This is a genomic window from Mameliella sp. AT18, assembly GCF_028807275.1.
In the GTDB taxonomy this organism is placed as follows: domain Bacteria; phylum Pseudomonadota; class Alphaproteobacteria; order Rhodobacterales; family Rhodobacteraceae; genus Antarctobacter; species Antarctobacter albus.
Map to the genome: position 1 here is coordinate 1 of NZ_JARAMO010000085.1, position 14059 is coordinate 14059.

At 64.7% G+C, this 14059-nt stretch carries 10 protein-coding genes; 9 read left to right on the forward strand and 1 reads right to left on the reverse strand.

Annotated elements, in window-relative coordinates:
* Window positions 1-90: 90 nt before the first annotated feature.
* The 6 genes from PVW46_RS11765 to PVW46_RS11790 all read left to right on the forward strand — a co-directional run bounded on the left by PVW46_RS11765 (window position 91) and on the right by PVW46_RS11790 (window position 7674).
* Entirely contained in the window at window positions 91-903 is an 813-nt protein-coding gene (locus PVW46_RS11765; protein WP_082024508.1) for an amino acid ABC transporter permease, read from the forward strand.
* Window positions 903-1631 carry an amino acid ABC transporter ATP-binding protein gene (locus PVW46_RS11770; RefSeq protein WP_043135916.1) on the forward strand — a complete coding sequence of 243 codons (729 nt, stop codon included), beginning with the start codon at window positions 903-905 and terminating at the stop codon, window positions 1629-1631. The genes PVW46_RS11765 and PVW46_RS11770 overlap by 1 nt, the downstream gene beginning before the upstream one ends.
* 171 nt (window positions 1632-1802) lie before the next feature.
* Window positions 1803-3668, forward strand: coding sequence for an SH3 domain-containing protein (locus PVW46_RS11775; RefSeq protein WP_069209320.1), 1866 nt, complete (start codon window positions 1803-1805; stop codon window positions 3666-3668).
* Between the two features lie 43 nt (window positions 3669-3711).
* The gene (locus PVW46_RS11780; RefSeq protein WP_069209321.1) at window positions 3712-6216 is read left to right on the forward strand and encodes a DUF4384 domain-containing protein; all 2505 of its coding nucleotides are present in this window, start codon (window positions 3712-3714) and stop codon (window positions 6214-6216) included.
* A gap of 13 nt (window positions 6217-6229) precedes the next feature.
* Complete coding sequence (locus PVW46_RS11785; protein WP_069209322.1) at window positions 6230-7030, forward strand: OmpA family protein; 801 nt, start codon at window positions 6230-6232, stop codon at window positions 7028-7030.
* 173 nt (window positions 7031-7203) lie between these two features.
* The gene (locus PVW46_RS11790; RefSeq protein ID WP_069209323.1) at window positions 7204-7674 is read left to right on the forward strand and encodes a MarR family winged helix-turn-helix transcriptional regulator; all 471 of its coding nucleotides are present in this window, start codon (window positions 7204-7206) and stop codon (window positions 7672-7674) included.
* A 6-nt stretch (window positions 7675-7680) separates the two neighbouring features.
* Here PVW46_RS11790 and PVW46_RS11795 read toward each other — a convergent pair whose 3' ends face one another.
* A complete protein-coding gene (locus tag PVW46_RS11795; protein WP_069209324.1) occupies window positions 7681-8805 on the reverse strand; it encodes a Gfo/Idh/MocA family protein in 1125 nt (374 codons plus the stop codon).
* 136 nt (window positions 8806-8941) lie between these two features.
* On the opposite strand from PVW46_RS11795, the gene PVW46_RS11800 reads away from it, so the two are divergent.
* The 3 genes from PVW46_RS11800 (at window position 8942) to iolD (ending at window position 14059) form a co-directional block, all read left to right on the forward strand.
* Entirely contained in the window at window positions 8942-9973 is a 1032-nt protein-coding gene (locus PVW46_RS11800) for a LacI family DNA-binding transcriptional regulator (RefSeq protein WP_069209325.1), read from the forward strand.
* Between the two features lie 363 nt (window positions 9974-10336).
* Window positions 10337-12235, forward strand: coding sequence for a bifunctional 5-dehydro-2-deoxygluconokinase/5-dehydro-2-deoxyphosphogluconate aldolase (locus PVW46_RS11805; protein ID WP_069209326.1), 1899 nt, complete (start codon window positions 10337-10339; stop codon window positions 12233-12235).
* A gap of 3 nt (window positions 12236-12238) precedes the next feature.
* Window positions 12239-14059, forward strand: a complete 1821-nt coding sequence (gene iolD / locus PVW46_RS11810; RefSeq protein ID WP_069209327.1) for a 3D-(3,5/4)-trihydroxycyclohexane-1,2-dione acylhydrolase (decyclizing) — start codon at window positions 12239-12241, stop codon at window positions 14057-14059.

The following is a 14059-nucleotide window of genomic DNA, read 5'->3' on the forward strand; positions in this document are numbered from 1 at the left end:
CTTCTTTGGTTTTCCAAGTACCTCGGGGGAGGCCCGAAGGGCCGGGGGCAGAGCCCCCCGCCCCGCCGCCCCATGCCTGACGGACAGTTGATGCCCACCCGCAGACAGATCTTCGAGACCCGCCAGCGCCGACGCGCCAACCTGATCGCCGCCGGATCGACCCTGGCGGTTGTCCTGGCCATCGTCGTGTTTGTTCCGATGGCTCCCGGCTGGGACCGGGTCCAACGCAGCTTTTTCAACGGCGAGGTCTTTGCCAAGACCTTTCCGGGCCTGCTCGAGGCCTTCCTCCTGGACATCGCGATCTTTGCCTGGTGCGCCCCTCTGATCGCGGCGCTGGGGCTGGCGGTGGCCATCGCGCGTGACCTGCGTACGCCCGCGCTCTACCCGGTGAAACTGGCCGCGATCCTCTACACGGATATCTTTCGCGGCCTGCCGGTGATCCTGGTCATCTACCTGATCGGCTTCGGCATTCCGGGACTGGGCCTGCCGCGCCCGTGGAACTCGCCCTATATCTGGGGGTCGCTGGCGCTGATCCTCGTCTATTCCGCCTATGTCGCCGAAGTCGTCCGGTCGGGCATCGAGTCGATCCACGAAAGCCAGCGCGCGGCGGCGCTGTCGCTGGGCCTGTCGCCGTCTGATGCGATGCGCTTCGTGATCCTGCCGCAGGCGATCCGACGCGTGGTGCCCGCCAATATGAACCTCTTCATCGCGCTGCAAAAGGACGTGGCCCTGCTCAGCTTCATCGGCCCGGTCGAGATCTTCCGCCAGGCCGGTGTCTACAAGTCGCTGCTGGCCAATTTCACGCCCTATGTCGGCGCCGCGCTGATCTTTCTGGCGATCACCATCCCCGCGACCCGCTACGCCGACCACCTCATGAACCGCCAGCGCAAGGCCCGTAGCTGATGCCGACACTTTCCCTGAAAAACGTCCGCAAGAGCTTTGGCGGCAACGAGGTCCTGCGCGGCATCGACCTGGACATCACCACTGGCCAGATGATCTGCCTCATCGGCGCATCCGGGTCCGGTAAATCCACGCTGCTGCGCTGCCTGAACCTGCTGGAACCGATCGACGACGGCACCATCACGCTGGACGGGACGGACATCTCCGAACCCGGCTTCGACCCACAGCCGGTGCGCCAGCGCATCGGCATGGTCTTCCAGAGCTACAACCTGTTCCCGCACATGACGGCGATGGACAACGCCATGCTGGCGCCGCGCCGCATCCACGGTCACAACCGGGCCGCACTGGAACCGCGTATCGCCGAGCTGTTCACCCGTTTTGGCCTGGGCGACCGGATGCAGCACTATCCCGACCAGTTGTCCGGCGGACAGCAACAGCGGGTCGCCATCGTGCGGGCGCTGGCGATGCGCCCCGAAATCATGCTGTTCGACGAGATCACATCGGCACTGGACCCCGAGCTGGTGGGCGAGGTTCTGGATGTTCTTAGGCAACTGCGGGCCGAAGGCATGACGATGGTCCTGGCCACGCATGAGATGGGTTTTGCGCGTGAACTTGCGGACACGGTCTGCTTTCTCGACCAGGGCCGCATCCTCGAATCCGGGCCGCCCTCGCAGGTCTTTGGCGCACCGCAAGAGACCCGCACGCGGGCCTTCCTGTCCCGCGTATTGTAGCCACCGGGCGCCCCACCCCCGCCTAGCCCCTCTCAAATACCGGAATTTGCCCGACTTTTTGCAGGGTCGGGTTTTCCTTCGTTGACGCAACGGCCCCTTCTGAACAAACTGAAATCATCTTGATGACAAACCTTTTTTCGAAGGATGGATACCGTGCGTACCGCCGCTGCAATGGCCACACTGATCACCTCGCTGGGACTGGCGGCCTTTTTGCCCGTTCAAACCCGGGCGCAGGAGTTCGTCGGTTTCGACCGGACGAGCTTTGGCAGTGTCGTTCTGCGCCGAAACCAGACGGCAGGCGGCGGCAGCGACATCAACCTCGAACTTGCCATCGGCGACTACAACAACGAGCCGATCCTGAACTATTCCCCCAACAGCGTCTTTTCCAAGATGGGGCTGGCCGTGGGCCGTCTGGACATCCTCACCGATACCGGCGTCTACCCCTGCACCGCCTTCATCGTCGACGACAAGCACATCCTGACCAATCATCACTGCGTGCCCGGCATCCTCGACAATGAACGGGCCGGCGCCACGCGGATCGACTCGATCCTTTTCGTGGCCGGCTATCGCCAGCCTGGCGTCGACGAAGGAACCCGCCGCTATACGGTCGTGCCGACGCCGGTCGAGACCTCCAAGGATCTCGATTACGCAGTGCTCGAGGTGATTGGCGATCCCTCGGCCGATTTCGGCACGCTGGATCTGGCCGCCGTCACCCCGCAGGACAACGATCCCTACTGGGTTATCGGCCACCCGATGGGAGAAGCCCAGCGCATCAGCCGCGAGAAGTGCCGCGCCAATGCGCCCGCCCTGTCGAACCGCCAGTTGCTGCACACCTGCGACACGCTGCCGGGCAACTCCGGCTCACCGGTGATCGACGCCTCGCTGCAAAAGGTCGTCGGCCTGCATCACGCCGGGTCGAACCGCGACGCGGTCAACTATGCCATCCCGATGGCCGACATCCTGGCCCAGTCCACGGTGCTCAAGGCCGCCGTCGTGCCCGGCGCCCCGGACCCCGTCACGCCACCGCCGGCCCCGGCGCCCGGCGAGGAGGGCAGCGGCCGGCCGCTGCCGCCGGAAGAGCTCGCCCCGGAACTGGCGCTGTGCGACGCGCTCTATGCCGAGGCCAAGGAATTCGACGAATGCTTTGCCTACGAGGCCTACCTGCAGGTCTGCGGCGACCACGGCTATTCGATCCTGGCCAAGTCCTATGTCGCGCGCCAATGCACCATTGCCGAGACACCCGAAGAACCGGTTCCCCCGGTGGTCGATACCCGCCCCGAAGAACCGCTGCTGTGGTGGTGCACTTCGCCCAACCTCAACACGACCGAGCGCACGATCTGCGGTGACCGGTACCTTGCCGGCCTCGACGAGGAAATGGAGCGCGCCTACAAGAACCCCGCGCGCCCGGTGAGTGCATCCGACCAGCAGAATTGGCGCATAAACACCCGCGATCGCTGCGGCGCAGACACGGATTGCATCTCGCGCGTGGTGATCGACCGTATCACCTTTCTCAAGACGCCGGAAAAGGTGGTGACGCCGCCGCCCAGCCGCACCTTCCCGATGTATGTCACCGGGACCGATCACCTGAACGTCCGTTCCGGGCCGGGCACGCAATACGGCGTCGTCAACCGGATCGACTTTGGCGACAAGGTGACCGTGCTGAACCAGAACGGCGGCTGGAACAACGTGCGCCTGTCGAACGGCCAGGACGGCTGGGTCTCCAACCGCTACCTGGCTTCGGACAAGCCGCGACAGCGCCCGGTGACGCAATGTACCGCCACCGTGGTGAACCTGAACCACTACAACAGTCACACCCGCAACAACGGGAGCGGCTTCCTGAACATCCGGACGCAAGCCAGTACCCGCGGCCGGATCATCTCCGAGACATATCTCGGCGACACCCTCAGGGTGCTGAACCAGAGCGGCAACTGGGCCCAGGTCCGCTGCCTCTCGGGACAGTGCCAGAACCCCCACCGGGGCAGAGGCGGAGTGACCGGCTGGGCCTCGAAGAAATACCTCTCGATCCGGTGCCAATAATTCGAATTCCACCCCAATCCCTCTTTGAACAGGAGAAGATGTTATGCAACCCAACGACCTGATGAAGGTGAGCGTCATCGCCCTGACGACCGCTTTCGGCCTGCCCGCACTGGCGCAGGACCAGACCAAGCTGGTCGACCCGGAGGAGCTGGATTACCAGTTGCCCGCCGATGCGACCGCCCAGGAAAAGGCAGCATACGCGGTTCTGGACAAGTACTGCGCCGACTGCCACCAGCAAGGCGCGCTCGGCGACGGGCTGACCACGCCGAAGGCGGGTTTCGGCCACGTCCTCGACCTGCGCCGCCTGTCCCATGACCCCAAGTTCGTGGCCGTGGGCGAACCGTCCAAGTCCAAGCTGTACCAGGTCATCACCGGCGGCGCGCCGGCGATGCCGGACAACTGCTGGGACCCCAGCTGCGTGCCGAACGAGGCAGAGCTGCAGCAACTGCAGGACTGGATCGTCGCTCTGGGCGACACCGCGCCCGAGCCGCGCACCTACATCTCGCTTGCGGACATGTACGCGATGGCCCATGCCGACATGCAGAGCCTGCCGACCAACCGTCGTGACCGCGTCCGCTATATTTCGATGCGGCCGATGTGGAACGACCCGGACGTCACCGACGAGAACTACACCGCCTACCTGGCGGCGACGGTCAAACTGCTGAACGCGCTGAGCTGGAACCCCAACGTCTACAAGTTCGAAAAGGTCGACGAGCACGGCATCCTGCTGCGAGTCTTCCTGCCCGATCTCGATTGGACGCATGAAACCTGGGGCTACATGGAAGCGCAGTACCCCTACGGCATGGAAAGCGACACCGACCCCTACCTGGGCTCGCTGCAGCACCTGGCCGGGACCAAGATCCCGGTCATCCGCGCCGACTGGTTCGCCGCGACCGCTTCGGTTTCGCCCATGTACTATGACATGCTGGGCCTGCCCGACACGGTGCATGGGCTGGAAAAGCTGCTGAACATCGACATGAAGAAGAACATCCTGAACGAGCAGGTCATCCGCGCCGGCTTTCAGGACTCGGGCGTTTCGACGCACAACCGCCTGATCGAACGTCACCCGATGGGCACCGGCTTTTTCTGGACCTCCTATGACTTTGCCGGGTCGGCCAAGCGTCAGAGCTTCTTCGAGTTCCCGCTGGGTCCGACAGAGGCCTACGGCCCCGATCTTGCCTTCCTCCACGATGGCGGCGAGTCGATCTTTACACTGCCCAACGGCTTCCATGCCTATTACCTCAACACCGCCGAAGGCGATCGTCTGAACGTCGGCCCGACCTCGATCGTGCGCGACACCGACTATCCCGACGGCACCGGCGAGGTGGTCAACGGCATCTCGTGCATCTCGTGCCACTCCAAGGGCATGCGGTTCAACGACGACACCGTGCGTGACGTCGCCCTGAACAACCTGTCCCTGTCGGCCTCGGCGCGTCAGACCATCGACGCAATCTATCCCGGCAAGGATGTTGTGAACGAGTACTTCCAGCGCGACATGGAAGCCTTCCTGGACACCCTGGCCAGCGCAGGCATCGAACCCGACACCAAGGCCGCAGGCCTGGAGCCGGTGCGCGGCCTCTTCGTCTACCACGTCGACTACTTCATCGACTTCGACCAGGCGGCCAACGAACTTGGCCTGACCTCGGACGCGCTGCGCAGCCGGATGGCCTTTGCCGGGCACGAGATGGCCAGCCTGCTGACCCGTCTCGACACCTCGCCGATTGCGCGCGACGAATGGACGGCGGCCTACCCGGTCCTGCTTGAAAAACTGACGGACTACTACCCGTACAAGACCGACCATGTCGTGACGGCGGACCTGTCCTACTCGGTCAAGCAGGTGGTCAAGGACACCGACTACGAGCCGCCGGCCAAGAAGGTGAAAGTGATCAAGGACGATGGCTATGTGGACACCAAGGTCGTCAAGAAAGACGCCGACTACACGCCCACGGACAAGGACTATGTCGTGACCGGCAAGGAACCGATCAAGACGCATGACGACGCCAAGAAATACGGCGACGACTATGATCCGGTCCAGCATTCGGCCGCAGCCCAGAGCCACCTGACCGTCTACACCGACAAGCCCACCTACAAGGTCGGTGACGAACTGCGGGTCTTCATCGAACCGCGCCACGACTGCCGCCTGACGCTGATCTCGATCGACGACGATCACGACAGCTGCGTGCTGTACCCCTTCCCGGGCCTCGATGACATCGTCATCCCGGGCGGCACCCAGTACGTCTTCCCGCCGAAGGGCGCTCTGCGCACCTCCGAACCGGGGCTGGAGACAATCCTGGCGATCTGCAACGGTGGCGACGCGGCCATCAAGAAGGCGACCCGCGATACCTCCAAGGTGTCCTGCGCAGCCGGTCACAAGACCGTCTCCAAGGATCACTACGAGGGCATCGTCAAGGAAACCCTCATTCTTGACCTCGACGCAGACGCCAAGGACAAGAAGCACACCGCAAGCGGCGTAGACTACCGCGCCGTGTCCAAGCACAACCCCGACGTGACCAAGGCCCAGATCTCGGTCGTGGTCCGCGATTACTGAGGAGACGAGAGCGATGCGAAAGCTTTTCCTTGGCGTCGCTCTCTGCCTTGGCCTGCCCCCTGCGGCAGGCCTTGCGCAGAGTGGCGAAATCTTCATCCCGGGCGACGATCCCCTGGTAGATATCAAACCGCAGCCGAAAAGCGCGATGGCCAATTGCCTGCTAAACCCCGACGCAGCGACCTGCGCCGGTGTGGATATCGACCCGGACGGGATCGCGCTGGAAAGCGCGGGACCGGGGGTGGAGTATGAAACGCTGGTGCTGGACCTGGACAACAACAAGGTCACTGTCAGCAAGGCCCCCCCTCCGCCCACACCGACCTACACCGACACGGCGAAACCCAAGCCCCAGGAGCCCGTGACGGCGCGCTACGACGAGCCGAAACCTTTGAACTACGACGCTCCTGAACCGCCCAAGACGGGCAAGGTCGTGATCCCGTCAGTCGCTATCACAATCGAATTCGATTATGACAGCGACAAGGTCCGGCAGGACCAGAGCGGCAAGATCAACACGCTGATCGCCGCACTGAACGATCCCGCGCTGCAGGGCACCTCTTATGCGGTCGTGGGCCACACCGATGCCGTTGGCTCGGCAGGCTACAACTGCGATCTCAGCCTGCGCCGCGCGGCCTCGGTGACGCGTATCCTGGAAGGGGCCTATGTGGGCGTGCCGCTCTACCCGGTCGGCTGGGGGGAATATGTCCTCAAGAACGAGGCCTACCCCGACGCGCCGGAAAACCGCCGCGTGACCTTCATGCGCCTGCCCAACACGCCCGGCGCCGTCCTGCAGACCGCAACCACGGTCTGCCAGTACTGACACCGCGGGCCCCGCCCGTCACCGGGCGGGGCCTATGTCCTAAACCGTTCTCCTGTCCCAGGTGGGCCGCAAATAGCACGGTTTGACACTTGCCTGACCCGGAATGGCACAGCTACCTTGTCATGGGCGCGCCGCCTCTGGGCATTACCTTCCGGGCAAGGACAGAATTTCGAATGGACTCCAATCACGACACGGGCGGGCCGCAGCGGGCCCCGCTGGCCAATTTCCTCACCTATCGCTTTGCCAGGGTGCAGTCCAAGCTCAACGCGCAGGCCTCGCGCATCCTGCGGGAACACTCGGGCGTGACCATCACCCAATGGCGCATCATCGCCGTGATCGGCGACGGAGGGCCCTGCACCTCGGCGCAGTTGTCGCGGATGACCGCGATGGACAAGGGTCTGATCAGCCGCAACGTCAAGTCTTTGAACGCCGAGGGCTACCTGAGCGTGACCCGCGACCAGACAGACAACCGCGCGCTGTACCTCGACCTGACGGAGAAGGGGCGCAAGGTTTTTGAGCGCACGATGCCCAGGATGCAGGCCCGCCAGAAGGCCCTGCGCGCCTACCTGGACAAAAGCCAGATCGATCTGCTGATGCAAACCTTCGACACGCTGGAAAAGGCCGCCGAGGACCCGAACGTCTGAACAAGCCTAGAGGGTCACCCGGCAACAGCCCCGCCGGGCACTGTCGGCGATGGCGTGGATCACACGTTCGAACACCAAGGCGTCCTGCATCGACGGATAGGCCTGCCCACCGTCGCGGATGGCCGTTAGCAGGTCCGCCGCCTCGATGGTCTTGAGGTCGCCAAAGCCCAGCTGATGCCCAGGCGCTGGCACAAAGGCGCCAAAGGGCGGATGTTCCGGGCCGGACAGGATCGTGCGGAATCCCTGTTCCGACTTGGGCCCCTCGTTCAGGTAGATCTGCAATTCGTTCATCCGCTCCTGTGCAAAGCAGATCATCCCCCTGGTGCCGTGGATCTCCCAATCGAGCTTGTTCTTGCGGCCCCAGGCCGACCGAGAACTGGAGATCGACCCATGCGCGCCATTGGCAAATCGCAAGAGGGCCGTCGCCGTATCCTCGTTCTCGACCGCACCCCGGCCCGATCCGTCGGGCAAGGGGCGCGTGTCGTGGATGATCTGCGTGTCGGCGACAAGGCTCTCGATCGGTCCGGCAAGGCCAACCACCATCGACACCAGGTGACAGCCCAGGTCGCCCAGCGTGCCAAGGCCCGCGTCCTGCAGCCGCGCACGCCAGGTCCAGGGCAGATCGGGGTCAGCCTGGTAATCTTCGTCCACCCAGCCGCGCACATGCACGACACGGCCGATACGCCCCTCCTCGATCAGCTTTTTCGCGTGCAGAAAGGCCGGGTTCCGGATGTAATTGTAGCCTACCATCGTGACGGCCCCGGCCTCATGCGCCGCCTGCGCCATCTCTTCGGCCTCGGCCAGGGTCAGCGCCATCGGCTTTTCGCACCAGACATGTTTGCCCGCCCTGAGCGCGGTGCAGGCCATTTCGTGATGCAGGTTGTTCGGCGTGGTGATTGAGACCACGTCGACCGCCGGATCGGTGACAAGCGCGCGCCAATCCCCTGTCGCGCGGGCAAAGCCGAACTGGTCCGCCATCTCTGCGGCTCGGTCCTGGGGCGTATCGCAGAGCATCTCCAGACGCACTTCGGGCAGGTCGCGCCCGAGAACCGCCCGCGCGGCGCCCCAGGCCAATGCATGGGTCTTGCCCATGAAGCCCGTCCCGATCAGCCCGATCCCCAATCCTGCCATGCTGCCCTCCCGTTTTGCACCTCAGCCCTAGCCGCGTGACGCGATTCTTCCCAGAGAGATTGCAACCGGGGGATTGGATTTCTTGCAAAAACCCTCATGATGCGCGCGCACAATTCATCAATCGTCAGGACATGACATGGCCAAACGTCCGACCATCACCGATCTGGCCCGCGAGGCGGGGGTCAGCGTCGCCACCGTTGACCGCGTGCTGAACGGGCGGGCCAAGGTGCGCGAGGAGACCGCTCGCCGCGTCTACGAGGCCGCCCAGCGCATCGGTTACCATGCCGCCGCGCTGATCGGGCAGCGGATGTTCGCGGACCTGCCGGAGGTGCGATTCGGCTTTGTCTTTCCCAAGGCGCGGCAGCCGTTCTGGCAGGACGTCGCGCGCGAGATGGAGGCGGCTGTGGCGCGGGCGCCGGGCATTCGCGGGTCGTTCGCGGTGGAATTCGCGCCTTCGCAAAGCCCCGGCGACATCGCGGGCTTGCTGACCGGCCTGGCCGACCGCTGCGATGCGCTGGCGGCCTCGGCGGTCAACCACGTCCAGATCACCGATACCGTTGCCCAGTTGCAGGCGCAGGGGGTGCCCTGTTTCGCCATGCTCAACGATTTCGCGCAGGGCGTGCGGCAGGGCTATATCGGGTTGAACAACATGAAGGCAGGCCGCATCGCTGCCCACATGATGTTCCGCACCGTGGGCAGCCCGGGCAAGCTGGCGGTCTTCGTCGGCGGCTACCGCTGGCACGGGCACGAGCTGCGCGAGACGGGTTTTCGAAGCTATTTCAGGGAGTTCGCGCCAGACTTCCGCATCCTCGACACGATGGTGAACCTGGAGACGCGGCAACTGACCTACGAAACCACGCTGGAACTGTTGCAGCGGCATCCGGATCTCAAAGGGCTGTACTGTTCGGGCGGCGGCATGGAGGGCGCGATTGCCGCCCTGCGCGAGGCGCGGGCGCCCGGCCAGGTGACGCTGATCCTGCACGAGCTGATCCCGGAATCGCGCGCCGCGCTGGCCGATCGTTATGCGGAGATGTCGATTGCCACGCCGCTGGAACAGCTCTGCAACGACACGGTGGCGCTGATGGTCGCCGCCGTTCAGCAGCAGGAAAGCCCCACCCCCGGACAGCATTTCCTACGCCCCGATCTGTACCTGCCCGAGTCGGTTTGACGATGTCGGCGCGGCCATCCGGCCATGTACGTTTTGTACAAAACGTACGGCGTTTTCTGCATTTTGTACAAAACCCTCAGACCGCCGGGCTCACCCGTCAGAATGCCCCGCCCCAGGTCGCAAGGACGCGTCGGACATACCGGTGCCTCCGGATCAAAACGGTCCAACACGACCTCGCCTGATACGCTTCATCTCATTTGGCAGAAAACCCTCTCGAAATACCTCTCATCTCCCCTCATGAATGAGAGGATTCGGATTGCGGGGAATTGACCGCGGGCCCCTCTCGGCTCAGGTTTGCGCCAACATGCGCCGCGCTGAGGAGAGCGGCGCGGATGTTTCGACGACCCGGAAAGGCGGATAGGCATGGGCAAGACCCTGGATGTGATCACCATTGGCCGGTCCTCGGTGGACCTCTATGGCGCGCAGATCGGCGGGCGGCTCGAAGATATGGCGAGCTTCAACAAGTATATCGGCGGCTCGCCCACCAATATCGCCGCCGGGACCGCGCGGCTGGGCCTGAAATCGGCTCTGATCACCCGCGTGGGCGATGAACACATGGGCCGGTTCATCACCGAGGAGCTGCGGAAAGAAGGCGTCGACACGCGCGGCGTCGTCACCGATCCTGAACGCCTGACCGCACTGGTGCTGCTGGGCATCCGCGACCAGGAACAGTTCCCGCTGATCTTCTACCGCGACAACTGCGCCGACATGGCACTGTGCGAGGATGACATAGACGAGGGGTTCATCACGCAGGCGCGGGCAGTCGTCGCCACGGGCACGCACCTGTCACATTCGCGCACCGAAGCGGCGGTGCTCAAGGCGCTGAACATCGCGCGCGGGAACGGGATGCAGACGGCGCTGGACATCGACTATCGCCCGAACCTCTGGGGGCTGTCCGGGCACGGTGACGGCGAAAACCGCTTTATCGCCTCGGACGCGGTCACGGCCAAGCTGCAAAGAACGCTGCATCTGTTCGACCTGATCGTCGGCACCGAGGAAGAGTTCCATATCGCCGGCGGCACCACGGACACGATCCAGGCGCTGCGCAATGTCCGCAAGGTGTCGGGCGCGACACTGGTCTGCAAGCGCGGCCCGATGGGCGCCGTCGCCTTCACCGGAGAGATCGCGGACACCCTGGACGAAGGGCAGAGTGGCCCGGGCTTTCCCATCGAGGTCTTCAACGTGCTGGGCGCCGGTGACGGTTTCATGTCCGGCCTGCTGAAAGGCTGGCTGACCGACCGGGACTGGCCCACCGCACTGACCTATGCCAACGCCTGCGGCGCCTTCGCCGTCTCGCGCCACGGCTGCACCCCCGCCTATCCCTCCTGGGCCGAGCTGGAGTTTTTCCTGCAGCGCGGGGTCAAGGAAAAGGCCCTGCGCAAGGACGCCGAGCTGGAACAGGTGCATTGGGCCACAAACCGCAAGGGCGACTGGTCGACCATGCGGGTCTTTGCCTTTGACCACCGGATGCAGATGGAAGCGCTGGACGGCGCCACGCCCGAGAAGATCGGTGCCTTCAAGGAATTGTGCCTGCAGGCCTGCAAGCAAGTGGCGGACGGGCGGCCCGGCTACGGCCTGCTGGTGGACAGCCGCCTGGGGCGCGATGCGCTTTACAAGGCTGCCGGAACGGGTCTGTGGATCGGGCGCCCGGTGGAATGGCCCGGATCGCGCCCGCTGACGCTGGAACCCGAGATCGGGCCGGATTTCGGCGGGCTGAACGAATGGCCGCTGGACCACGTCGTCAAGGTGCTGTGTTTTTACCACCCCGACGACACGCCCGAGATGCGCGCCGACCACGAAGCGACCGTGACCCGCCTGTTCCATGCCGCGCGGCGCAACCGGCTGGAATTCCTGCTGGAGGTGATCCCGTCGAAGGCCGGGCCGGTCGATGACGACACCACGGCAAAGGTGATCCGGCGGTTCTACGAATTGGGCGTCTATCCAGACTGGTGGAAGCTGGAACCGATGACCTCGGACGCGGCATGGCAAAAGACCGTGCAGGCAATCGAGGAGAACGATCCCAACACCCGTGGTATCGTGGTGTTGGGCCTTGGGGCCGGGGAGGCTGCGCTGAAGGAAAGTTTCGAGGTCGCGGCGCGTTTCCCGCTGGTCAAGGGCTTTGCCGTGGGCCGCACGATCTTTGCCGATGCGGCGCAGGCCTGGATGACGGGCGCCATGAGCGACGCGGACGCGGTGGCGCAGATGACGGACAATTTCGCACGCCTCTGCGGCCACTGGGATGCCGCACGCGGGGAGGACTGAGACATGACGACGATCCGACTGACCGCCGCGCAGGCGATGGTGCGCTATCTTTCGGCGCAGATGACCGAGGATGGTGAGAGGTTCCTGGCCGGGTGCTGGGGCATTTTCGGCCACGGCAATGTCGCCGGGCTGGGCGAGGCGCTGTACCAGGCGCAGGAAGAACTGCCCACCTTTCGCGGCCATAACGAACAGACGATGGCCCATAGCGCGATTGCCTTTGCCAAGCAGAGCGGGCGGCAGCGGGCGATGATGGTCACATCGTCGATCGGGCCGGGGGCGACCAACATGGTCACCGCCGCCGCGCTGGCGCATGTGAACCGCCTGCCGGTGCTGCTGGTGCCGGGCGACGTCTTTGCCAACCGCGCCCCGGACCCGGTGCTGCAACAGGTCGAGGATTTCGAGGACGGCACCGTGTCGGCGAACGACTGTTTCCGCCCGGTCTCGCGTTATTTCGACCGGATCACCCGGCCCGAACAGCTGCTGACGGCCCTGCCCCGCGCGATGGCCACGATGACGGACCCGGCGCAATGCGGGCCGGTCACGCTGGCCTTTTGCCAGGACGTGCAGGCCGAGGCCCATGACTATCCAACCAGCTTCTTCGAGCCGCGCGTCTGGTATCGCCGCCGCATCCGCCCCGATCACCACGAATTGCACCGGGTTGTTGAAAAGATCCGCGCGGCCAAGCGCCCTGTGATCGTCGCCGGGGGCGGTGTTCACTACGCCGATGCCTGCGGCGACCTGCAGGGCTTTGCCGAGGCGCATAACATCCCCGTGGTCGAGACGCAGGCGGGCAAGTCGGCGCTGGCCTGGGATCATCCGCTGAACCTTGGCCCCGTGGGCGTCACGGGGGCCACGTCGGCCAATGCCATCTGCGCCGAGGCGGATCTTGTGCTGGGCGTGGGCACCCGGTTCCAGGATTTCACCACCGGCTCCTGGACGGTGTTCAAGAACCCGGCGGCCACTCTGGTGAGCCTGAACGTCAACGCCTATGACGCGGTGAAACACGGCGCGCTGCCCTTGTTGTCGGACGCGAAGACCGGGTTGACGGAACTGGCGCTGGAGCTGACCTCCTACCGGGCCGAGGATGTCCCGGCGGAGCTGAAGCAGGACTGGTTTGCCGCCGTCGATCCGCTGACGGATGCGCCCGCCGATGGGAACGAATTGCCCACGGACCAGCAGGTGATCGGTGCGGTCCAGCGCGCCAGCGGGCCGGACACGGTGGTGATGTGCGCCGCCGGCACCATGCCGGGCGAACTGCACAAATTGTGGAAGGCCCCGCGCCCCGGCGCCTACCACATGGAATACGGGTTCTCCTGCATGGGCTACGAGATCGCCGGCGCAATGGGGATCAAGATGGCCCAGCCCGGGCGCGACGTGGTCTGCATGCTGGGCGACGGCAGCTACATGATGGCCAACTCCGAGCTGGCAACGGCGGTGGCGATGGGGATCAAGATCACCCTGGTCGTGACCGACAACCGCGGCTTCGGCTGCATCAACCGGCTGCAGATGGGCACCGGCGGGGCCGAGTTCAACAATCTTTTCGACCACTCCAGCGTGGCGCAGAGCAACATAGATTTCGCCGCCCATGCCGCCAGCATGGGGGCGGCGGCGGTCCATGTGCAGACCATCGCCGAACTGGAAGAGGCGCTGAAACGCGCCGCAGACGCAACCGGCCCCTTTGTCGTGGTAATCGACACCGACCCCTACCCCAGCACGCCGCATGGCGGACACTGGTGGGACGTGGCGGTGCCCGAGGTCTCGGCCCGCGAGGAAGTGACCAAGGCCCGCAAGGGCTATGAGGCACAGCTCAAGGAACGCATCTGA